Raw genomic sequence first — 23340 nt, 5'->3', positions numbered from 1 at the left:
AATGATGAATAAGTTTTTGATTTTAATACTATTTTTTGTTTTTGTTCCAAAAGTAGTTGCTCAGGAAGTTTTGACAGTAGATGAGGCTGTGCAAATTGCATTAAAGAACAATTATGATATCAAGATTGCTACAAATGAATTAAGTGTTGATAAAGAAAATAACAGTATAGGAAATGCGGGTATGTTACCGCAAATAGATGCTTCTCTCACAAAAAATAATAGTATTCAAAACTCAAAACAAGTACAAACTAATGGAGATGTTAGACAACTCGATAATGCTAAAAATAACCGTTTAGAATATGGAGTTAATTTAGGTTGGACAATATTTGATGGTATGAGAATGTTTGCTCGTTATGACCAATTGAAAGAATTAGAAAAGCAAGGCGATGTTCAACTAAAATTGACTGTTTTAACAAAAGTTAGTGATGTTATGATTACTTACTATAATTTAGTGCAACAACAACAGTTAATAAAAGCTTTAGATACTACAATAGTAATTTCAAAACAACGATTAAAGACAGCTGAGAACCGTTTCACAATTGGTAAAGCATCAAAGTTAGAAGTTTTAAATGCACAAGTTGATTTAAATACTGATTCTTCTACTTTATTAAAGCAGAAAGAATTTTATGAGACGACAAAAATTCGTTTAAATGAGATTTTGGCAAGAGATCTTTCTACAAATTTTCAAGTAGTTGAAGATGTCGTTGTAGATGATAATTTACAATTGGCCGAATTAAAATCATTAACAGAAAAACAAAACTTACAACTACAGCTGGCTTTGATCAATAAACGAGTGGCTGAGTTAGAATTAAAACAAACTAAAGCCACTAGATACCCGACAGTACGATTGAATACAGGGTATACATTTGTAGAAACCGAAAGTAGTTTAGGCTTTACTTCTTCAACATCAAGTAAAGGGTTGAACTATGGTGTTACTGCCACGATGCCTATTTTTAATGGTTTTTCTCAGAATAGAAATGAAAAGATTGCTAAAATTCAAGTTGAAAATTCATCATTGGTAGCTCAACAGCAAAAACAATCAGTAAATGTTCAATTAGCATCGGCCTATCAAACTTATTTGACTAATGTTGAGTTGGTTAAACTGGAGGAAAGTAATGAATCTATTGCGAAAAAGAATATGGAGATTACTTTAGATAAATTCAAAATTGGAACGGTTCCAACTATAGAGTTTAGGAATGCACAAGAAAATTACATCAACGCGATTGCAAGAAATAGTAGTGCTAAATTTCAAGCGAAGATATCCGAAATTGTATTGCAACAAATAGCAGGAAATATAAAGTTTTAATAAAAAAGGCGCTTAATTAAGCGCCTTTTTTAAGTTTTATAGTGATGCAATTTTTTTTAAATCGGAAATGGTTTGTATAGGATTTTCGGCATTAAAAACGAAGCTTCCAGCTACTAAAACATCTGCGCCAGCTTCAGCCAATTGTTTAGCATTCTTGCTTGTTACACCACCATCAATTTCAATTAAAGTTGAAGCGCCATTACGAATAATTATTTCTTTTAGCTGTTGAACTTTTTTATATGTGTTTTCAATGAATGACTGTCCACCAAAACCAGGATTTACACTCATGATACAAACTAAATCGATGTCTTTAATAACATCTTCTAGTAAAGAAACATTAGTGTGAGGGTTTAAGGCTACTCCAGCTTTCATACCTTCTGCTTTTATAGCTTGCAATGTTCTGTGTAAATGAGTCGATGCTTCGTAATGAACCGTCAATACATCAGTACCTAATTTTTTAAAAGTAGAAATGTAGCGGTCAGGATCTACAATCATCAAGTGTACATCTATAGTTTTTTTTGCATGTTTGTTAATAGCATCCAAGACTGGCATTCCAAAAGAAATATTTGGAACAAAAACACCATCCATAATATCTATGTGGAACCAATCAGCTTCACTAGAGTTAATCATTTCGATGTCGCGTTGTAAATTAGCAAAATCTGCTGCAAGAACAGACGGTGCAATAAGTGTGTTTTTCATTTTTGAGATATTGTTGTTGTGTTGTGTTTTGTGTGGCAAAGATAGCTTTAAGTTTTAAAAATTTAAAGCCAATAGTATTTAAAAAGCAAAACTCCGGACTCGAGGCAAAGCCGAACTGAGCGAAGCTAAATCAGCCGGAGTTTCAATGGTCAAGATTTCTCAGCTAAACCCGAGGCGAAGCCTAACAAACTGGAGTTTTGCTTTAAAAAGCAAAACTCCGGTAATCAGCCGGAGTTTCAATCATCAATCAAAAAACGAACAGTCTTAGACTGTTGTTACTGTATATAATTTTCTAATTATAATCGTTGCAATAATGCAAAATTAAAAAAAATTAGAAAATTTGAACTATCCAAGATAAGTTTTCAAGATTTTACTTCTTGAAGTGTGTTTTAATCTACGGATTGCTTTTTCTTTAATTTGACGAACACGCTCGCGAGTTAAGTCAAAAGTTTCACCAATTTCTTCAAGTGTCATAGGGTGTTGGTCACCTAAACCAAAATACAAACGTACAACATCTGCCTCACGTGGAGTAAGAGTTTCTAAAGAACGTTCAATTTCAGTACGTAATGATTCGTGGATTAACTCTCTATCAGGATTTGGAGATTCACCAGAACGTAATACGTCATATAAGTTTGAATCTTCACCTTCTACTAATGGAGCATCCATAGATAAATGACGTCCAGAGTTTTTCATAGACTCTTTTACATCATTTACGGTCATATCAAGTTCTTTTGCAATTTCTTCTGCAGAAGGAGCTCGCTCGTTAGATTGCTCTAATAAAGCGTACATTTTATTGATTTTATTAATCGAACCAATTTTATTTAACGGTAAACGTACAATACGAGATTGTTCTGCTAGAGCTTGTAAGATAGATTGACGAATCCACCATACGGCATACGAAATGAATTTGAAACCACGTGTTTCATCAAAACGTTGAGCAGCTTTAATCAAACCTAAGTTTCCTTCATTAATTAAGTCAGGAAGTGTTAATCCTTGATTTTGATATTGTTTAGCTACTGATACTACGAAACGTAAATTTGCTTTTGTTAATTTTTCAAGTGCTCTTTGGTCTCCTGCTTTGATACGTTGTGCTAATTCTACTTCTTCATCTGCAGTAATAAGGTCAACTTTACCAATCTCTTGTAAATACTTGTCTAAAGACGCTGTTTCACGGTTGGTAACCTGTTTTGTAATTTTAAGTTGTCTCATGAAGTTTCTCCTCCAAATTTAGGGTTGTGAGATAGTTGTACGTAATGAGTTGCAAAAAAGTTACAAAAAAAGTTACAAAAAGTTTATTTTTTTATTTTTTAAAAAATTGAAATTCTTTTACTTGATTTTTTTTGAAAATATTTCCGTTTATTTGCCAAAAATTTCCCCAAATGAATTTATATGCTAAAATGCTGATTGTTTTATTGTTATCAGCTAAAATGTTTGCCCAAAAAGATACTGGACCAACATCAGATGATGTTAAAATTGCCAAAGATTTACGAGATAGTTATTCTAAAGATGATGTCGCTATTCTGAAAAGTGTTGAAAATGTCAGTTTCGCTATAAACAAAGAAAAGAATGGAGTAACTGTCAATAATTCAATTAGTGAGTTGTTGATGAATATAAACCATCGAGCTGATATTAGTAAGTATGAGTTTTATGATAGTGCTTCAAAAATCGAAACTTTTAATCTTAAGTACCGTAACGATAAAATGGCTAATTATCCTGTTAAAGATGAATTTTATAAGGATAAAGATTTGTTTTATAATGATGCCAGAGTTAAGCATGTAAGTTTTGATTTCCCTGTCCAAGGGTATACATACAAATATGAAATGCAAAAAAAATATGATGATGTTAAGTATTTTACATCAATATATTTTAATGATGAATTTCCAATTGTAAATAAAACAATTAATATAACAGTTCCTGATTGGCTAGATATTGAATTTAAAGAATTTAATTTTGAGGGTAAAAAGATTATCAAAACCCAAAAGAAAGATTTAAAATCTAAAGCGACAGTTTATACCTTTTCATTAGAAAATGTTCCCGCAATTTATAAAGAAAAAGATTCTCCTGGAAAAACATATTTATATCCTCATATTTTAATCATAGCAAAATCTTTTAAAAACAATAATAAAGAAGTTGTTTTGTTTAATTCTACAGCAGACTTATATAAGTGGTATAAATCATTAGTTGATTCGATGAAGGATGATTCTTTAGCTTTTAAAAGTAAAGTTGATGAGTTAACTACTAATGCAAAAACTGATGAGGAGAAAATAAAAAACATATATTATTGGGTACAAGATAACATAAGATATATTGCCTTTGAAGATGGAATTGCAGGATTTAAACCTGATGAATCAAATAATGTTTTTCAAAAGCGTTATGGAGATTGCAAGGGTATGGCTAATTTAATAAAGCAAATGCTCAAGCTTGCGGGTTTTGATGCAAGATTAACTTGGGTTGGAACAAAGCATATTGCTTATGATTACAGTACACCTTCATTGGCGGTTGATAATCATATGATTTGTACACTTTTTTATAAAGGAAAAAAATATTTTCTAGATGGAACAGAAAAATTTAACTCGTTTGGTCAATACGCTGAAAGGATTCAGAATAAAGAAGTAATGATTGAAGATGGAGATAAGTTTATTATTGAAAAAGTTCCAATGTGTAAACCGGATTTTAATAAAGAAATCTATACTGCAAATCTAATAATTGAGGATGAAAAACTTAAAGGGAGTGTGTCTAGAAAGTATGAAGGAGAAGGAGCGGCACAATTTTTAGCCATTTTTAATTCTTTTAGAAAAGACAAAAAAGAAGAAACTTTAGAATACTATTTGTCTAAAGGAGATAAGAATATTACTGTAAATAATATCAAAACTTCAGATTTAAAAAATAGAGATCAAAATCTAACAGTTGATTACAATCTATCTGTTTCTAATAAGGTTACTAGTTTTGATAATGAAATTTATATTGATTTAGAATTCATGAATGAGTATAAAAATCTTGAATTTTCTGAACGTAAAACAGACTATGAATTTGATTACAAAACATATTTTGTTTCGAACGTAGTTCTTACTATTCCTCAAGGATATAAGGTTACAAAATTACCACAAGATTTATTGATTAAAGAGAATGATTTTGATGTTAGTGTTACTTATAAAATTATTGGTAATACTATTGAGTATAAAAAAACTTTTGTATTCAAAAATGCAGTAATCAAATCTGCCGATATGAATAAATGGAATGAATTCAATAAAAATTTAGTCAATAATTATAATCAACAAATAACGATTTCAAAATAATGAAAAAGAATATTACCTATTTATTAATACTACTTTCTTTTACTGTTTTTGCATAAGATAAAGATGAAGTGAAAGAATTTTTCTGGGGTAAAAATGATATTTACAGTAATGTAAATACAATTCCTGATAAATGGAAAAATGAATCTGCTGTTGTAATCTATAAATATGAAAATCATGATTATCATAATTATAGAATTAATGTTACATACACTTCAGGAGTTAGAAAAAAAATAATGTTGTTGGATGAAGCAGCAGTAAAAGAGTTTTCGGAGTTTTCTTTTTTAGATAAAGTTTACTCAGATATTGGATATGCAAGAAAAGCAGGTGCAAATATACTTGGGGTTAAAATTATCAAACCCAATGGTAGTGTTGTAGAAATTGATGTAGATAAAGAAACGAAGTTAATTGATAATCAAAAAAAAATAGCAATATCTAACCTTGAAGTGGGTGATATTATTGATTTTTATTTATTCTCACAGGAAAAATTTAAGTCAGATGGGAGTTCAAAATTTCCTAAAGTTGAAAGAGTATTAGGAGATGAGTACCCTATTATGAATTATAAGCTTAATTTTTTATCTGAAAATGATTTCTTTATTAATTTCAATTCTTATAATGGTGCGCCTGAATTGAAACAAGTAAAGGCAGAAAGATCTAGTGATCGAAAATTTGAATTAGAAGCTAAAAATATTGAAAAAGAAGAATTTTCAAAATGGTTGTATCCTTTAGTAGAATTGCCAAGTTATAAATTCCAGGTTTATTTTGCTAAAAATGGAGGTGATAGAAACGGAGCTGATGCTTTTCTTTCTGATAGAGAGAAAGATATTAAGAAAACTGTTGATAAAGATGAGGTGTTCAAGAAGTATAGACATTATCTTTCAGGAAATTATTATTACAATGGCTCAGTACATGAAGATCCAAAAAAGTTTTTTAAAGATAAAAAATTTGGTAGTGATGAAGAAAGGGTTCGAGCTCTTTATTATTATGCAAGATATTTATATTTAATAAGACCTATTGAGCTTAGTGTTGCTGGTGAAGCTAATCTAGGTAAAGAGTATCGTTATATGCAGACAGGTTTCAATACTCCTTTTTATAGTGATGAAGATTTTTTTAACTATTTTATTGCCTTTTTAAAAAGTAATAATATTGATTATGATATTATTTTAGGGTCTGCAAGATATAATGGGTCAATTAAAGACTTGTTGATTAAAGATAATCTTACGCCTGTATTAAGAGTTAATACATCTACACCTCTATATTTGGAATACTTTACACCATTTTCGGGTATAGATTATTTAAATTCTGACCTTGAAAATTCAAAAGCTTTTCTTTTAATGGGTATTGGATCAAAAAAAGAAGATGGAATTGAAGAAATTATATTGCCATCGAGTACTATAAAAGATAATGTTTCTAAAACTATTTCAGTTATTTCATTAAATGATGATTTAACTAATTTTAATGTAAATCGTGAAGTTTCTTATTCTGGTCATTTTAAAGCTGACGAGCAAAAGGAAAAAATACCTTTTTATAAATATGTTGAGGAGGATAATAAGTTGTATGAAGCTTCAAAGAGATATGGAATCCCTAAAAGTAAGGATGAAATAGAGAAAAAGGGGATGAAAGCTTTAATTAAAAAACTAGAAGAAAATTTTAAAGAAAAGCATACCAATTCAATATCCCAAGAATACAAAGCCAAGGTAGAAGATTATTCTTTGGCAATAATAAAATCTGGAAGAAACGGTGTTAAAGAACCTTTTCAGTTTAATGAAGAATTTAAAATTAAGAATGATTTTATTAAAAAAGCAGGTGATAACTACATCATAGAAATAGGTAAATTTTTGACATCTCAGATCGAAATTGATAAAAAAGAAAAGGATAGAAAAAATGATATCTATATGCCTTATCCTAGAGCTATAGAGAATCAAATAACATTTGAAATTCCTCAAGGATTTACTGTTTCTGGTCTTGAAAAGTTAAATAAAAGCGTTAGTAATGAAACAGGTAGGTTTATTAGTACTGCTATTGTAAAAGATAATAAGTTGGTAATTGAAACTTCTAAGCACTATAATAATTATTTTGAACCTAATAGTAATTGGCTTAAAATGATTCAATTCTTGGATGCAGCTTACCAGTTTACACAAGAGAAAATTTTATTGAAAAAGATTTAAAGAAAAGGGCCTAGTAAAGGTCCTTTTTTCTTTTTTATGTTATGAGGTTTTATAAAAAAACCCCGCTCATAGAGCAGGGTTCAACCTATTGAATTAATTTGAATTAATTAACCTTGAGGATTTTCTTTTTTATCTTCTTTCTTCTCTTCACGAGGTGGACGAGGAAGTAATTGTTTTCTTGAAACTTTTTCTTTGCGAGTTTTAGGGTCAATACCTAAATATTTAACTGTAAACACATCACCAAGATTAACAACGTCAGAAGGTTTCTCTGTACGTTCCCAAGCTAATTCAGAAACGTGAAGTAATACCTCATTACCTGGCGCTTTAGTATATTCTACTACTGCTCCAAAATCAAGCATTTTAGTTACTTTCACTTCATACGATTCACCTACTTGTGGTTTGAAAATGATAGAATCTATTTTAGCTAAAACGGTATCAATTCCTTCCGGACTTGTTCCTAAAATTTCAACAACACCTTGTTCGTCAACTTCGTTGATAACAATAGTTGTTCCTGTTGCTTTTTGTAATTCTTGGATAACTTTTCCACCAGGGCCAATTAATGCGCCAATGAAATTTCCAGGGATAGTAACAGTGATAATTTTTGGAGCTTTAGGTTTTACAGTAGTATTAGGTTTCGCAATTGTTTCGATGATTTTACCTAAAATATGTAAACGTCCATCGCGAGCTTGCTCAAGAGCTTGCTCCATAATATCATAACGTAAACCATCTATTTTAATGTCCATCTGACAAGCAGTAATACCATCAGCAGTACCAGTAACTTTAAAGTCCATATCTCCTAAATGATCTTCATCACCTAAGATGTCTGATAATACTGCAAATTTTTCTCCATCAGTAATTAATCCCATAGCAATACCAGAAACTGGTTTTACCATTTGTATACCTGCGTCCATTAATGCTAAAGTTCCAGAACAAACTGTTGCCATTGAAGACGAACCGTTAGATTCTAATACTTCAGATACAATACGGATTGTGTAAGGACAATCATCAGGAATCATGTTTTTAAGGGCGCGTTGTGCTAAATTTCCGTGACCTACTTCACGACGTGAAGTTCCTCTTAATGGTTTTGCTTCGCCAGTTGAGAATGGAGGGAAATTATAGTGTAAGTAAAAACGCTCTTCACCTTGTTCTGATGGTAAGTCAATTACGTTAGCTTCTCTAGAAGTTCCTAGAGTTACTGTTGCTAATGCTTGAGTTTCACCACGTGTAAAGATTGCAGATCCATGTGCAGATGGTAAGTAATCAACTTCAGACCAAATTGGACGGATTTCAGTTGTTTTACGACCGTCTAAACGGATTCCTTTTTCAAGAACAACGTTTCTTACAGCTTCTTTTTGAGTTTTGTAAATGTATTTTGAAACTAATTCTGCTAAATCAGGGTTTTCAGCATGTTCTTCTTCAGAGAATAATGCTTTAACTTCTTCTTTGATTTCAGCAAATTTTTCGCCTCTTTCACTTTTTGCAGAAGCTTCTTGAGCTACAGCATAATATTTGTCATAAGATGCTGCTTTAACTTTAGCGTAAACTGCTTCGTCTTTTTTCTCAGCTTCGTATTCTCTGTAAGCTGGAGAACCAACAGCAGCTCTTAAGCGCTCTTGTGCTTTGATTTGGATTTTGATAGCTTCATGAGCAAATTTAATTGCTTCAATCATCTCAGCTTCTGAAATTTCTTTCATTTCACCTTCAACCATACAAACAGAATCGTCAGAAGCACCAATCATCATATCGATGTCTGATTGCTCTAATTGTTCTTTACTTGGGTTGATTACTAATTTTCCGTCAACGCGACCTACACGTACTTCAGAAATTAAGTTGTAAAATGGAATATCTGATACAGCAAGACATGCAGATGCTGCTAATCCTGCTAATGCATCAGGCATAACGTTTTCGTCATGAGACATTAACTGGATCATAACTTGTGTTTCTGCATGATAATCATCTGGGAATAATGGACGTAATACACGGTCAACTAAACGCATTGTTAATACTTCGCTATCGCTAGGACGTGCTTCTCTCTTGAAGAAACCTCCAGGAAAACGACCAGCAGCAGCAAATTTTTCACGATAATCTACAGTTAATGGTAAAAAATCTACTCCAGGATTTGCAGTTCTTGCAGATACTGCGGTTGCTAAAAGCATTGCATCGCCCATTCTAACAACCACAGACCCGTCAGCTTGTTTGGCTAATTTTCCAGTCTCGATTGTGATACTTCTTCCGTCACCTAAATCGATAACTTCTTGGAACACTTTTGGAATCATAAAATGTAATTCTAAATTAAACAAAGGGTTTTAGTTGTGTTGTTGTGTGTTGTGTGTAGTTGTCTGAAACCCAATGAAAAACCAAACTTTTTCTGTAACAAATATATAAAACAAAAAGAGGCGCGCAGGCACCTCTTTTATTTTGATTATTTTCTGATGTTTAATTCTTTGATAATCGCACGGTATCTATTGATTTCCGTGTTTTTCAAGTAGTCAAGAAGACTTCTTCTTTTACCTACTAATTTCACTAACGAACGCTCAGTGTTGTAATCGTGACGATTTCTTTTTAAGTGCTCAGTTAAGTGGTTGATTCTGAAAGTGAATAAAGCGATTTGCCCTTCAGCAGAACCAGTGTTTTCAGCTTTTCCTCCGTGTTGAGCGAAGATTTCAGCCTTTTTTTCTTTAGATAAATACATGCTAATATTATTTAAATGATTATTATGTAGATTGAGGTTTTCTCAATACGAGTGCAAAGGTATACCTTTTTTTTGAAGTTGCAAACTTTTGTTATTTTATTAAAATAATTTAGCAACTTCTTGATTTACAAATTCTAAAAATCGCTCGTCCGCTTCAGTGAAAGGGTTAATTACATGACTATCAATGTCTATTTGGCCAATATTTACTCCGTTTACAAACAATGGAACTACAATTTCAGATTTCACAGTAAAACTACATGCAATATAATTGTCTTGTGCAGAAACATCTGGAACCACAAAGTTGGCATTTGACTCTGCTACTTGACCACATATTCCTTTGCCAAATGGAATCACTGTGTGATCTGTTTCAGCACCTACATAGGGACCAAGATGTAAGGTTTTTGCTTCATGATTAGCAAAATAAAATCCTACCCAGTTGTAATAACTTATATTGTCTTGTAATAGTTGGCAAATGTGTAATAATTTTTCATCTCTAGTTAAAGAGGTGTTTACTATTTCGGTTATTTTGGGTTGTAAATCTTGAAAATTCATTGTATTAAGTTTTGTGCAAAAGTAATTAACCCTAATTTTAATTTTTATATAAATTTGTTAAAAAATAGTTTTGAATAATTACATACAAGAATACAAGCCCTTTTTGTTGTTTTTAGCTAAGTTTTTCATTTCGTACTTATTGCTCACTGTAATGTATCAAGTTTATCTTAAAAGTTACAATGGTAATAGTGTTGATGGTATTACTTCTAATGTTTCTTTGCTTTCCGAAAAGTTGTTACAAGCAATCGATGAAAACGCTAAAATGGTTAAGGATACTAGAGGAGAATATTTTCTTGTAATTTTTAATAATAACTATGTAGGTAGAATAATAGAAGGTTGTAATGCGATTAGTGTAATTATTCTATTTGTTTCTTTTATTGTTTCTTTCTCTACTACTTTTAAGACTACTTTTTTGTTTGCTTTAGGAGGAAGTGTTTTGGTTTACTTATTAAATGTGTTGCGCATTGTTTTTATCATCATAATTTTGGATAAATATCCTGGGAATGAACATATAATTCATGGTGTTGTTTTTCCTTTAATTATCTATGGAATTGTTTTTATGCTTTGGCTTTTATGGATCAATAAATTTTATAAATATGCTTCAAAAAAAGCTTAGTAAGAAGGAGCAAATTCCCTTGTTGATTTTTTTATTAGGTCTATTGGTTTCGATAAGAGCCTTTGAAAATGATTGGTTCTATGATCCTTTTATAAATTATTTCCAAGCTGAATTTTCGCATTTAAAGTATCCTAATTATAATGAATTGCTTTTGTTTGTGAATTGGGGATTTCGTTATTTTTTAAACTCTGTACTTACTATAGCAATCATTTATGTGATTTTTCAAGAATTGCAAATGGTTAAATTTTCAGCATTTCTATTGACAGTATTTTTAATCTTGTTATTGTTGGGGGTGTTCGTTTTACTTCATTATTTTGATGAAAATCAAAAAATGATTCTTTTTTATGTTAGAAGGTTTTTGATACAACCATTGTTTTTAATTCTTTTTATACCAGCGTTTTATTACCAAAAGAAAAGTTTATAAATATTTCCTTAACTTTATAGTAATTAGTCTCTTGAAAGATGAAAATTATAAAGTACTCTGGTGATATTGTAAATTTTGAAAAATCCAAACTAGAAAAATCTTTACTCAAGACGGGAGCGAGTCAATTTACAGTTGAAAATGTGTTGAATCAGATTGAAGGAAAACTTTATGATGGTATTACAACCAAGAAGATTTATAAAATAGCATTCGATTTATTAAAAAAAGCATCAAATGTTAATGCTGCTAGGTATAATTTAAGAGCTTCTCTTGAGTTGCTTGGGCCAGCAGGCTTTTATTTTGAGAAATATATTTCATGGTTGTTTAGAGAAGAGAAATATTCAACCCTCATTAATTTAAGTTTGGAAGGAAAATGTGTTTCGCATGAAGTAGATTTAGTAGTTCAAAAAGATTCTGAGGTTAAAATGATTGAATGTAAGTTTCATTCTAATAGGAGTATAATTTCAGATGTAAAAGTACCAATGTACATCCTTTCCAGATTTAATGATTTGAAAGGTAAAACACATTTAATTTTTGAGGAACCAACTTCTATTAATGGATGTCTTATAGCTACCAATAATCGGTTTTCAGATGATGCTGTAAAGTTTGCAGTTTGCTCAGGTCTTGAGTTGTTGAGTTGGGACTATCCTAAAGGGAATAGCCTAAGGAATAGAATTGAAAATACTCGTCTTTATCCAGTTACTTGTCTAACAACGCTTTCATTGGCTGAGAAAGAAAAGCTTCTTATGCTGGATATTTTAGTAGTTAATCAATTAAAAGAGGATACAGAGAGTTTATCATTTATTGGTTTGAGCCAAAAAAGGATTAAAAACATTTGCAAAGAAGTTTCAGAATTGTGCATTTAAAATAGTACTTATGAAAATACATTTTTTTGGAGGAGTAGGGACCGTTACAGGTTCAAAAACATTAATTGAATCTAATGGAATTAGAATCTTAGTTGATTGTGGCTTGTTTCAAGGGAATAAAGAAACTAGGCAGCTTAACTGGGAACCTCTAGATGTATTGCCGCAAACAATAGATTATGTTTTACTTACACATGGACATTTAGATCATTGTGGCTGGCTGCCTAGATTGGTCAATCAAGGATTTGAAGGGAAAATTTATTGTACAAGTCCAACTAAGGATATCTCAAAGTTAATTTTGTTGGATTCTGCTAAAATCCAAGAAGAAGAGGCCGAGAAAGCAAATAAAGAGCATTACTCAAAACACAATCCTGCACAGCCATTATACAAGGTTGAAGAAGCACAAAGAGTATTTCCTTTTTTTAAAGTTATCTCTCCAGAAAAAGAGTTTGATTTAGATGCCGAAATAGCAGCTAGATTTTTTTATGCTGGTCATATTTTAGGGGCTTGCTCTATTGAATTAAAGCTTGAGGGGAAAACATTAGTTTTTTCTGGAGATATTGGGAGAGATAATGATGACTTGCTTTTTGAACCTAAAAAACCCAAAAAAGCAGATTATGTATTTTTAGAAAGTACTTATGGAGATCGTTTGCATCCTGATAATAATCCTATGGAGGATTTGGAAAGATGCATTAATGAAACTTTTGCCAGAGGTGGGAATGTGATTATTCCCAGTTTTGCCGTTGAACGAGCCCAAACAATTATGTTTTTAATTTGGAAATTAAAAACACAAGGAAGAATTCCTGAAATTCCTTATATTATTGATACTCCAATGGGAATAAAAGTAATTGATTTGTTTACAGAAAATCATACTTGGCATAAGCTTAAACTAGATGAATGTGAAGCGATGTGTAATATGTTTCAACTAATAACCAATTTTGAAGAAACTATTGAAACTATATATAATGATCAGCCAAAAGTGGTGATTGCTGCTAGCGGGATGGTTACAGGAGGGAGAGTTTTGAGTTATTTGGAAAGATATATAATTGATGCTAAAAATACAGTTGTCATAGTAGGATATCAAGCCGAAGGTACTCGCGGTCGAAAATTAATTGATGGGGCAGATGAGATAAAAATGTATGGGCATTATTATCCAGTAAATGCTCAAATTATGGAAATAGAAGGATTATCTGCTCATGGTGATCAAGAAGATTTACTTCAATGGCTTTCCGAATTAGAAGAGAAACCAAAGACTGTTTTTTTAGTTCATGGTGAGGCTAAAGCTTTTGTTGCTCTTAAAGCAGAAATTGAATCTAGGTATGGCATCGTATGTGAAATTCCATATTTGAAACAAGTTTTTGAAATCAATTAACAACATTTTATAATAAATCTTTTAAAAAATGTATACTTTTGACCCTGCAAAATAATATGAAGATAAAAGCACACATAGCAATCTTATTATCTACACTTATATTGGTTTCCAATGTAGGGCTGGCTTTTAATGTGCATTATTGTGAAGGGAAAATTTCAGGTATAACATTCAACTATAAAACTGAAGAACCTTGCGTTGAAGAAAAGCCATGTGTGGTAGAAAAGTCATGTTGTGCTAAGCAAAATACTCATGATGAATGCTGCAAAAATGATAAGGTAGATATTAAGAAGACTGCTTCAGAAAATGTTTTAGTTAAGAGTTTTCAGTTAGATTTATCATCATTTATTCCAGCTCAGGAATATAATTTTTCACAATTTGTTGTATTAAAAGAGTTTGTGCAAAAAAGCGAAAATCCTTCGTTTTATTGTGATACAAATGCACCTCCACTATATAAACTTTACTCACAATACATTTTTTACGCCTAATTTATTTGTGATACAATTTGTTCTTTAAGAACAAACTGTTAAAAGGAATCATTTCTAACAAATAAATTAAAATACAATGAAAAATATAATCATGTTTTTTGTTGCTTTCTTTTCCATAAATGCTTTTGCACAAGTTCAAGATACCTTACAGACAATTAAGGTTGAAGCAAAACGAGGGAAAGTTCAAAAATCATTACTAAAAGCAACGAATACTACTGTCTTAACAAGCAAAGAACTCTTAAAAGCTGCTTGTTGTAATTTGGCCGAAAGCTTTGAAACAAATCCATCAATCGATGTGAATTTTTCCGATGCTTTAACAGGAGCTAAACAAATAAAAATGTTAGGACTTACAAGTCCTTATTTACTAATTGCCGAAGAAAATATTCCTTCTGTCCGAGGAGCTTCTCAGGCTTTTGGATTGTCTTTTACTCCAGGTACTTGGGTCGAAAGTATTCAGATCACTAAAGGTGCTGGAAGTGTTATAAATGGTTACGAAAGTATCTCGGGACAAATTAACACTGAACTGTTAAAGCCTCTCAAAGAAATTCCTTTTTACCTCAATGCTTATGGTTCTTCGGATTCTCGATTTGAATTAAATACGCATGTTACACATAAATTAAACGATAAATGGGCTACAAGTTTGTTGCTTCATGGAAATATGCGTGTTGCTAAAAATGATATGAATGATGATGGTTTTTTAGATAATCCTCTAGGAAATCAAATTAATGTAATGAATCGTTGGCAGTATGCTAATCCAGAAAAAGGATGGGTGAGTTTTTTTAATTTCAGATACATGAAAGATGAAAAACAAACTGGAGAAATGCATTTTGATCCTTTGAAAGATAAGCTTACAGCAAATGCTTGGGGCTCTGAGATAAACACAGAACGTTTCGACTTTTCATCAAAAATAGGTTACGTTTGGGCAGATATGCCATACCAAAGTATTGGTTTTCAAAATGCATTTACTTCGCATGAACAAGACTCTTATTTTGGGATAAGAACATATGATATTAAACAAAAAAGTTTTTATTCTAATTTGATTTTCAATTCGATTATCAATAATACAATGAATAAATTTTCTACGGGTTTAAATTTCACATCAGATATTTATCAGGAATTTGTTGATGTGACTGATGTTGGTCGAAAAGATAATTCGGTAGGAGCCTTTTTTGAGTATACTTATGATAATGCGGATAATTTTAGCTTCATTCTAGGAGGTAGAGTAGATTATCATAATCGTTTAGGTGTTTTTGCGACGCCTAGGTTACATGCGCGTTATAATCCATGGAAAGATGGTGTGCTTCGTTTTTCTGTAGGACGAGGTAAAAGATCAGCAAATATTTTTGCCGAAAATCAGCAGTTTTTTGGTAGTTCAAGAGAGTTTGCTATTTCAAATGCAAATGGTAAAATTTATGGTTTGGATCCAGAAATTGCTTGGAATTATGGAATTGGCTTCTTGCAAAAATTTGATCTGTTTGGAATGAAATCAGATGCATCTCTAGATTTTTATCGTACCGATTTTCAAAATCAAGTTGTTGTAGACGTTTTTCAGTCGAATACTGAAGTGAATTTTTATAATTTAAATGGAAAATCATTCGCTAATAGTCTTCAAGTAGAGTTTAATACTGAAATTATTAAGCATCTAAACTTCCGCTCGGCTTATAAGTATTATGATATAATGACGACTTATACTTCAGGAGATTTTCAAAGACCATTACAGGCGAAACATCGCTTTTTTACTAATTTAGAATTTGAGACCCATATTAAAGAAAAAGGACAACAATGGCGTTTTGATTATACATTGAACTGGATAGGGAAGCAGCAATTGCCAAATACGGCAGGTGAATTTTCTCAATTTTCTCCCTCATTTATTGTAATGAATTCACAAATTACTCGTACTTTTTCATCAAGATTTGAAATGTATGTTGGTGCAGAAAATCTTGGGAATTACAGACAAGATAAAGCGATTGTGGGAGCTGGAAATCCTTTTGGAACAAATTTTGATACTTCAGTAGTATATGCGCCAATTTTTGGTAAAATGTTTTATGCAGGTTTGCGATTTAAAGTAAAATAATAAATTTATAAATATGAAAAATATAGTTTTAATGATGATGTTAATGATAGGTTTTACATCTTCAGCTCAAGAGACCCGAGGCAAAGCCGAATTGAGCGGGGCTAAAAAAAATAAAAATGCTAAATATAATGTTGAAGTAAATGGTAACTGCGAAATGTGTAAAAAGCGCATTGAAAAAGCAGCTTTTTCAGTTGCAGGAGTAAAAAGTGCTACATGGCATACAGATGATCATATGCTTTATTTAATTATTAATGAAGAAAAATGTGATGTGAAAAGTGTTGAAAATGCTATTGCTAAAGTAGGACATGACACAAAGAATGTTAAAGCAACTCAAGAGGATTATGATAAACTCCACGGTTGTTGTCAATATGAAAGAATAAAATAACAGTATAAAGCTTTGATTTTTTATCAAAGCTTTTTTTTAATAAAATGTTAACGACATTTTTTTGAGCTCTATAATTAAGTATATTCGCAGCATGAAGTTTTTTACCAAAATAGTTTTAGTAATATTTATTTTGTTTCAATTTTCTTCGGTTATCATATGTATAATCAATGAGAAAAATGAATCAAAATTTTCATATACTATTACTGAGGAAGAAGAACAGCATAAAAATACTAAGCAAATTATATCAGAATATATAATAGAGAGTGAAAATTCTGGACACTTATTTACAGAGAAAGCTTCAAAAGAAATTCCAGATTTTTATTTGCTAAAAAACTACAGAGTAAACTCATTTATTGACCTTTTGCCTCCAGAGCAAGTTTAAAACATAATTGATAGCCACAAGTGTATTTTGTGGTAAAATATGGTTTTAAATTTTTAAGGTTATGACAAAAAAGATAAATATTTTTGGAAGCCTTGGTTCCGATTTGCCTTCGGGATTAGTGGTATTTCTTGTGGCTTTGCCTTTGTGTTTAGGTATTGCTTTGGCATCTGGCGCGCCATTATTCGCTGGAATAATTTCAGGAGTAGTTGGAGGGATTGTAGTGGGTTACTTAAGTAAATCACACTTATCCGTTTCTGGGCCTGCAGCAGGGTTAACAGCTATCGTGTTAACAGCAATAACTGATTTAGGAGGATTTAATGTTTTTTTACTGGCGGTTTTAATTGCTGGTTTATTGCAAATTGTTTTAGGATTTTTAAGAGCGGGTTCTATTTCAAATTATTTCCCAAACAATGTGATTGAAGGTATGTTGGCCGGTATTGGGGTTATTATATTTCTTAAGCAAATTCCTCATGCTTTTGGTTATGATAAGGATTATGAAGGTGATTTAGCATTCTTACAGCCTGATGGTCAAAATACATTTTCAGAGATTTTTTCAGTTGTTGGAAATATTCATTTAGGAGCGACAATAATTACAATTATTTCGTTGACAATATTAATTGGGTGGAATAAAGTACCTTTTTTAAAGAATTTAAAATTGGTTCCAGCTGCATTAGTGGCTGTAATAGTTGGAATCATTGTCAATCAGGTTTTTATTGCTTCTGGTTCGTCATTGGCAGTACTACAAGATCACTTGGTGAAATTACCAGTTCCTACTTCTTTTGATGAATTCAAGCAAAGTTTTACATTGCCTGATTTCACTGCTTTCACCAATCAGAAAGTTTGGATTGTTGGAGTAACAATTGCAGTAGTAGCCTCTATTGAGACACTTTTATGTATCGAAGCAGCTGACAGGATGGACAAGCACAAACGTTATACAGATACAAATAATGAGTTAAAAGCACAAGGAATTGGAAACATGATAAGTGCACTTTTAGGAGGATTGCCAATGACTTCAGTAGTTGTGAGAACGACAGCAAATGCAAATGCAGGAGCCGAAACTAAAATGTCAGCCATTTTTCACGGTATTTTATTGATTGTTTGTGCAGTTGTAATTCCATCTGTTTTAAATATGATACCTTTAGCAACTTTAGCTGCGGTATTATTATTGGTAGGGTATAAATTAGCAAACCCTAAAGTGATTAAGCATTTTTATGAAAGAGGAAAGTATCAGTTTATTCCTTTTATAGCAACGATGCTAGCGGTCGTTTTCACTGATTTATTGAAAGGTGTGGCACTTGGCTTGATAATAAGTGTTATTTTTATTTTGAAAGGGAATATGCAACGAGCTTATAATTTTAGAAAAGAACAATATCAAGACGGAGATGTAATCCATATCGATTTAGCACAAGAGGTTTCATTTTTGAACAAAGCGGCCATAAAAGAAACTTTAGCGTCAATACCTGAAAATTCTAAGGTAGTTATTAACGCCTCAGATACCGTATATATTGCACACGATGTTTTGGATTTAATTAAAGAATTTAAAAAAATTCGTGCCAAAGAAGAAAATATAAAAGTTAAATTAGTAGGCTTTAAAGAAGCTTATGAATTAGAAAATTCTGGAGAAGAAGGAAAACACATTTACGTAGAACATACAACAAAATAAATAATACAATGAGAACTTTAAATAAAGAATTACAATCACAAATAACACCAAGAAAAGCATTAGAACTTTTACAAGAAGGAAATGGAAGATTTGTTAATAATCTAAAACTACATAGAGATCTTTTAGAACAAGTAAATGCAACAAGTGATGGGCAATGGCCATTTGCAACAATTTTAAGTTGTATTGATAGTCGCACATCGGCAGAGTTAATTTTTGATCAAGGATTAGGGGATGTTTTCTCAATTCGTATTGCAGGAAATGTAGTAAACACTGATATCTTGGGAAGTATGGAATTTGCTTGTAAAGTAGCAGGTTCAAAACTAATTGTGGTTTTAGGACACACTAAATGTGGAGCTGTAAAAGGAGCTTGTGACCATGTTGAAATGGGTAACTTGACAGAACTTTTATCAAAATTACAGCCAGCTGTATATGAAGAGCAAAAAACTAAAGAAGAAAGAACTTCTAAAAATTCTGAATTTGTTGAAAATGTAGCGCAGATTAATGTAAAAAGAACGGTTAAGTCAATTCTACAAAGAAGTCACATTCTAGCGGAAATGATTGAAGCAGGAGAAATTGGAATTATTGGCGCAATGTATAATATCGAAACTGGTGAAGTTGAGTTTTATAACGATACAGAATTTGTAAAATAGACTTTATTAGTTGATAAGAAAATGAGTGATTTTTATAAAAAAATATTAGAAAACAATAAAAAGTGGGTTGAGGATCAATTAGCTATTGATCAAGATTATTTTAAAGATTTATCAAAAGGTCAAAATCCCCCTTTATTATGGATAGGTTGTTCAGATAGCCGAGTTCCAGCAAATGAAATTATTGGAGCTAAACCTGGAGAAGTATTCGTTCACCGTAATATAGCCAATATGGTTGTACATAGTGATATGAATATGTTAAGCGTATTAGACTATGCAGTAAATGTTCTAAAAGTTTCACATGTTATCGTTTGTGGTCATTATGGCTGCGGAGGTGTTAAAGCTGCTATGGGAAATAGTTCATATGGAGTTATCGATAACTGGATTCGTCATATAAAAGATATCTTTAGGTTCAATAAAGAAAAACTAACTCCAATAGAAAATGAGGAAGAACGATTTAACAGATTTGTTGAATTAAATGTAAAAGAACAAGTTCTAAATTTGGCGAAAACATCTATTGTACAAACCGCTTGGAAAAACGGTCAAGAATTGTATTTACACGGATGGGTTTATGGTTTAAACTCAGGTTATGTAACCGATTTAGAAGTGAATTTTTCTAAAAATGATGACTTACACGAGTTGTATCAGTTAGATATTTAAGAATTATTTATTATTTAAAATAAAGGCGATTGTGCTAAATGTAGTACCTTCGCCTTTTAAAAATTACTTTTCACCGAATGGAAGACTTCAATTGGTTACAATTACTTAACCCAGAGTTCTATATTTTATTAGAATTTGGAGGTATTAAAATAGGTTTACTAGTTGTTTTATTTATTGTTTTTGCAGAGACTGGACTACTTGCCGGGTTCTTTTTGCCAGGAGATAGTTTGTTGTTTTTGGCAGGTATTTACAGCGAAACTTTAATGCACCAAATATCCTTAGGCAATGATTTCTTAAACGTAACAGTATTTGCTTTATTAGTCTCTATAATGGGAATTTTTGGCAATATGGCAGGATATTGGTTCGGAGCTAAAAGCGGTACATATCTTTACAATAGAAAAGATTCCTTTTTGTTTAAAAAGAAATACTTATATCAAGCTAAAGAGTTTTTTGAAAAATATGGTAACAGAGCAATTGTTTTTGCTCGTTTTTTGCCCATCGTAAGAACATTTGCTCCTGTTATAGCAGGAATTGTGTCTATGGATAAAAAGAAATTTATGTTTTATAACATTATAGGATCTTTTTTATGGTCTTTTTCAATGATCTTGTCTGGACACTATCTATATCAGTTGTTCTTAGATCAATTTAATATAGACTTAAAACACTACATCGAATTTATAGTAATTGGAATTGTAGCTTTTACGACTTTCCCGGTACTTTGGAAAATATTTAAAAAGCGAGTTCATATCGAATAAATTAAAAAATACAAAATGAATAATATTATTAGACTCAGAGCAGTTGTTCTTTTTTTAATGATATTCTTAAAGGGTTATTCTCAACAAATTTCAAACAATACTAATGTATGGTTGCATTATTCAGGGAAAAATAAATTCTCTGAAAAATTATCTTTTACATTAGAAGCTACAATGAGATATGCCGATGGTTTTTCTCAAAAGCAGCAATGGTTTGTTAGACCATCATTAGATTATCAATTTTCAAAATCATTTATAGCAAGTGTAGGGTATACGTATTACGATACTTATGTATACGGAGAAATCCCTATGAACAAAATGACCACTCCTGAACATCATGTTTGGTTACAGGGAACTTTTACTCATAATTTAAACGATTTAAAGTTTACACATCGTTTGCGTGATGAAAATCGATTTGTTGGTATTGCAACCTCAAATAGTCAGGGAGAATTAGAAATAGCAAATTACGAATACCGCAACAGGTTAAGGTATATGTTTTTGTTAAATCATCCTTTGACAAAAAAAGAAGGAAAGGCCAAGCTTTTTGCTGTTTTAGGAGATGAGGTTTTTATGAATATTGGAGTAAAAGAAGCAAAAACAGTAGTGCAACAAAACAGGATTATTGCTGGTTTAGGTTATAATTTTAATGCGCATCATCAAATACAGATAAATTACATTCATCAAAATATTTGGAATTTGAAAAACACCTTACTAGAGGATAATCCAACTTTAAGAATATCTTACATCACCAATTTTGATTGGTACAAAATGAAGGAATAAATAAAACCCCGATTACACAATCGGGGTTTTATTATTTTATGCATCAGGAATTTCGGGTTCGACTAATTTTTTTAATTTTTCAAGAGATTCTTGCCATCCTAAATAACACATTTCACTAGGGATAGCTGAAGGGATGTTTTCTTGTGAAATTTTTATTTCGGTACCACACATAACCTCTTTTATCCAAACCGAAGTTGTCATTTCGCCCGGTAAATTTGGATCGTCAAAAGTATCGGTATACTTTATAAATTCATTAGATTTAAGTTCAATGTATTTCCCTCCAAAGGAGTGACTGTTCCCAGTTGAAAAGTTGATAAACGACATTTTAAAAGTGCCTCCTTCTTTTGGTTCCATGTTGTGTACCACACATAAGAAACCATAAGGTGGTAGCCAAGATGCTATTGCTGCTGCCTCTGTAAAAGCGCGATATACTTTTTCAGGAGTTGTCGTTAGCACTCTATGTAATGATACAAAATTGTCTGCCATAATAGTTTGTTTTTCTCATTACTAATTTACGGAAAGCTTTTATACGGTTTCAAAATTTTATTTTTTACTTATAAAATAATTATACAACTGTTTATGATGAAAAATATTAGTTTACTGTAATTGTATAATTATTTGAAGCAATATCCTCACACATTTCATTAGAACCATTTTCGCTGTAATTAGGCCGAGCTTTTATTTTTACAGTAAATGAATATGTTCCTTTAGTGTTAGGAGCTCCATAAAAATTAACTGCATTACTGTTAAATTTTTTATAGTTTATTCCAGGAGGAAGGCTACCTTCTATTATAATATCTGAGATATAGTAATAATCTGTGTTGGAGTTAGCCATTTCAAAATAAATATTGTCGTTGTATTGTTGAAAAGCAACTGCAGGATTCATTTCTTTTGAAATTAGATTAGGTCTTATGCCTAAAAAGCAATCTGTTGAGTTTTTATCGCAGTTTGCAAATACTGTAATTATAAAGAAAAACAATGATAACTTGTAAATTGTAATTTTGTTCATTCGCTTGTATTAGACTTAAAGTTATTAGTGCATTTTTTTAAAAATATAAAATCCAAATAACGTTTGCTCGATTGCAAGTATGGATAAAATGATTGCTGGAATATTTGTTAAACTCTTTTCTATATTGTTTAGATCTTGATTATTAATAACTGATGTTGAAATCTGTAAAAGAAAAAGTAAAATTGCTGAAATTAATGCATGAAAAATAAAAATTTTTAGATTTATTGCCCTTCCATTTTTGAACAATAATAAAGAAGTTATTATTGGAATTATTAGGATTATAATCGCCGAAATTAATGAAAAATAAAATGATGATAAAATTGTGATATGTCTTCCAGGTATGACTGATGAGGTTATATTTAAAGGGTAGATAAATAGTTGAACACTTAGTATTATAGTTAAAAACGTTATTATAAATATTAGTTTTTTCATTTGTTTTTTAGAGCTTTAAGTTGACAATTTTTCGTTATATCAAAAAAGCTGCCCTAATAAAAGAACAGCTTTTAAATTATAAGATATTA

The 23340-nt window shown here is 31.1% G+C and carries 23 protein-coding genes; 16 read left to right on the top strand and 7 right to left on the bottom strand.

What is annotated here, in order from left to right; genetic code table 11:
• Window position 1 precedes the first annotated feature (1 nt).
• Window positions 2-1306 carry a TolC family protein gene (locus BUC09_RS07375; protein WP_084127132.1) on the top strand — a complete coding sequence of 435 codons (1305 nt, stop codon included), beginning with the start codon at window positions 2-4 and terminating at the stop codon, window positions 1304-1306.
• Window positions 1307-1342: 36 nt separating this feature from the next.
• On the opposite strand, the gene rpe is transcribed toward BUC09_RS07375, so the two are convergent.
• Together rpe and BUC09_RS07365 are read right to left on the bottom strand one after the other, a co-directional pair.
• A complete protein-coding gene (gene rpe, locus BUC09_RS07370; RefSeq protein ID WP_073310137.1) occupies window positions 1343-2005 on the bottom strand; it encodes a ribulose-phosphate 3-epimerase in 663 nt (220 codons plus the stop codon).
• Between the two features lie 345 nt (window positions 2006-2350).
• Window positions 2351-3214, bottom strand: a complete 864-nt coding sequence (locus BUC09_RS07365; RefSeq protein WP_026711939.1) for a sigma-70 family RNA polymerase sigma factor — start codon at window positions 3212-3214, stop codon at window positions 2351-2353.
• Between the two features lie 170 nt (window positions 3215-3384).
• Here BUC09_RS07365 and BUC09_RS07360 point away from each other — a divergent pair, with 170 nt between their 5' ends.
• Both BUC09_RS07360 and BUC09_RS07355 read left to right on the top strand, forming a co-directional pair.
• Complete coding sequence (locus BUC09_RS07360; protein ID WP_073310135.1) at window positions 3385-5301, top strand: transglutaminase-like domain-containing protein; 1917 nt, start codon at window positions 3385-3387, stop codon at window positions 5299-5301.
• A gap of 68 nt (window positions 5302-5369) precedes the next feature.
• The gene (locus BUC09_RS07355; RefSeq protein ID WP_073310133.1) at window positions 5370-7466 is read left to right on the top strand and encodes a DUF3857 domain-containing protein; all 2097 of its coding nucleotides are present in this window, start codon (window positions 5370-5372) and stop codon (window positions 7464-7466) included.
• Between the two features lie 107 nt (window positions 7467-7573).
• Here the strand turns inward: BUC09_RS07355 and BUC09_RS07350 are convergent, their stop codons facing one another.
• The 3 genes from BUC09_RS07350 to BUC09_RS07340 all read right to left on the bottom strand — a co-directional run bounded on the left by BUC09_RS07350 (window position 7574) and on the right by BUC09_RS07340 (window position 10710).
• Complete coding sequence (locus tag BUC09_RS07350) at window positions 7574-9742, bottom strand: polyribonucleotide nucleotidyltransferase (protein WP_073310131.1); 2169 nt, start codon at window positions 9740-9742, stop codon at window positions 7574-7576.
• Between the two features lie 146 nt (window positions 9743-9888).
• Window positions 9889-10158 (bottom strand): 30S ribosomal protein S15, encoded by a 270-nt coding sequence (gene rpsO, locus BUC09_RS07345; protein WP_073310129.1) that lies wholly within the window; start codon window positions 10156-10158, stop codon window positions 9889-9891.
• Window positions 10159-10257: 99 nt separating this feature from the next.
• Window positions 10258-10710 carry a GAF domain-containing protein gene (locus tag BUC09_RS07340; RefSeq protein WP_073310127.1) on the bottom strand — a complete coding sequence of 151 codons (453 nt, stop codon included), beginning with the start codon at window positions 10708-10710 and terminating at the stop codon, window positions 10258-10260.
• A gap of 70 nt (window positions 10711-10780) precedes the next feature.
• On the opposite strand from BUC09_RS07340, the gene xrtF reads away from it, so the two are divergent.
• From xrtF to BUC09_RS07275, 13 genes are all read left to right on the top strand, one after another.
• Window positions 10781-11326, top strand: a complete 546-nt coding sequence (gene xrtF / locus BUC09_RS07335) for an exosortase family protein XrtF (protein WP_073310125.1) — start codon at window positions 10781-10783, stop codon at window positions 11324-11326.
• The gene (locus BUC09_RS07330) at window positions 11307-11750 is read left to right on the top strand and encodes an exosortase F system-associated membrane protein (protein WP_073310123.1); all 444 of its coding nucleotides are present in this window, start codon (window positions 11307-11309) and stop codon (window positions 11748-11750) included. The genes xrtF and BUC09_RS07330 overlap by 20 nt, the downstream gene beginning before the upstream one ends.
• A 38-nt stretch (window positions 11751-11788) precedes the next feature.
• Entirely contained in the window at window positions 11789-12613 is an 825-nt protein-coding gene (locus BUC09_RS07325; RefSeq protein ID WP_073310122.1) for an ATP cone domain-containing protein, read from the top strand.
• 10 nt (window positions 12614-12623) lie between these two features.
• Window positions 12624-13982, top strand: a complete 1359-nt coding sequence (locus BUC09_RS07320) for an MBL fold metallo-hydrolase RNA specificity domain-containing protein (protein WP_073310120.1) — start codon at window positions 12624-12626, stop codon at window positions 13980-13982.
• Between the two features lie 56 nt (window positions 13983-14038).
• Window positions 14039-14467, top strand: a complete 429-nt coding sequence (locus BUC09_RS07315) for an HYC_CC_PP family protein (RefSeq protein WP_073310118.1) — start codon at window positions 14039-14041, stop codon at window positions 14465-14467.
• A 76-nt stretch (window positions 14468-14543) separates the two neighbouring features.
• Window positions 14544-16541: a TonB-dependent receptor plug domain-containing protein gene (locus tag BUC09_RS07310; RefSeq protein WP_073310116.1), complete on the top strand. Its 1998-nt coding sequence runs from the start codon at window positions 14544-14546 to the stop codon at window positions 16539-16541.
• A gap of 13 nt (window positions 16542-16554) precedes the next feature.
• Window positions 16555-16926, top strand: coding sequence for a heavy-metal-associated domain-containing protein (locus BUC09_RS07305; RefSeq protein ID WP_073310114.1), 372 nt, complete (start codon window positions 16555-16557; stop codon window positions 16924-16926).
• 91 nt (window positions 16927-17017) lie between these two features.
• Window positions 17018-17308 (top strand): hypothetical protein, encoded by a 291-nt coding sequence (locus BUC09_RS07300; RefSeq protein ID WP_073310112.1) that lies wholly within the window; start codon window positions 17018-17020, stop codon window positions 17306-17308.
• Window positions 17309-17369: 61 nt separating this feature from the next.
• Window positions 17370-18971 (top strand): SulP family inorganic anion transporter, encoded by a 1602-nt coding sequence (locus tag BUC09_RS07295; protein ID WP_073310110.1) that lies wholly within the window; start codon window positions 17370-17372, stop codon window positions 18969-18971.
• Between the two features lie 8 nt (window positions 18972-18979).
• Complete coding sequence (locus tag BUC09_RS07290) at window positions 18980-19621, top strand: carbonic anhydrase family protein (RefSeq protein ID WP_073310108.1); 642 nt, start codon at window positions 18980-18982, stop codon at window positions 19619-19621.
• Between the two features lie 21 nt (window positions 19622-19642).
• Window positions 19643-20278 (top strand): carbonate dehydratase, encoded by a 636-nt coding sequence (can, locus tag BUC09_RS07285; RefSeq protein WP_073310106.1) that lies wholly within the window; start codon window positions 19643-19645, stop codon window positions 20276-20278.
• Between the two features lie 77 nt (window positions 20279-20355).
• Window positions 20356-21033, top strand: a complete 678-nt coding sequence (locus BUC09_RS07280) for a DedA family protein (protein ID WP_073310104.1) — start codon at window positions 20356-20358, stop codon at window positions 21031-21033.
• A gap of 15 nt (window positions 21034-21048) precedes the next feature.
• On the top strand, window positions 21049-21810 hold the full coding sequence (locus tag BUC09_RS07275) for a DUF2490 domain-containing protein (RefSeq protein WP_073310102.1): 762 nt from the start codon (window positions 21049-21051) through the stop codon (window positions 21808-21810).
• A gap of 36 nt (window positions 21811-21846) precedes the next feature.
• On the opposite strand, the gene BUC09_RS07270 is transcribed toward BUC09_RS07275, so the two are convergent.
• Both BUC09_RS07270 and BUC09_RS07265 read right to left on the bottom strand, forming a co-directional pair.
• A complete protein-coding gene (locus BUC09_RS07270; RefSeq protein ID WP_073310100.1) occupies window positions 21847-22296 on the bottom strand; it encodes an SRPBCC family protein in 450 nt (149 codons plus the stop codon).
• Between the two features lie 106 nt (window positions 22297-22402).
• Window positions 22403-22819 (bottom strand): hypothetical protein, encoded by a 417-nt coding sequence (locus BUC09_RS07265; protein WP_073310098.1) that lies wholly within the window; start codon window positions 22817-22819, stop codon window positions 22403-22405.
• Window positions 22820-23340: the final 521 nt, after the last annotated feature.

This window comes from Flavobacterium terrae (genome assembly GCF_900142035.1).
In the GTDB taxonomy this organism is placed as follows: domain Bacteria; phylum Bacteroidota; class Bacteroidia; order Flavobacteriales; family Flavobacteriaceae; genus Flavobacterium; species Flavobacterium terrae.
This window is presented reverse-complemented; position numbering and strand designations above follow the sequence as displayed.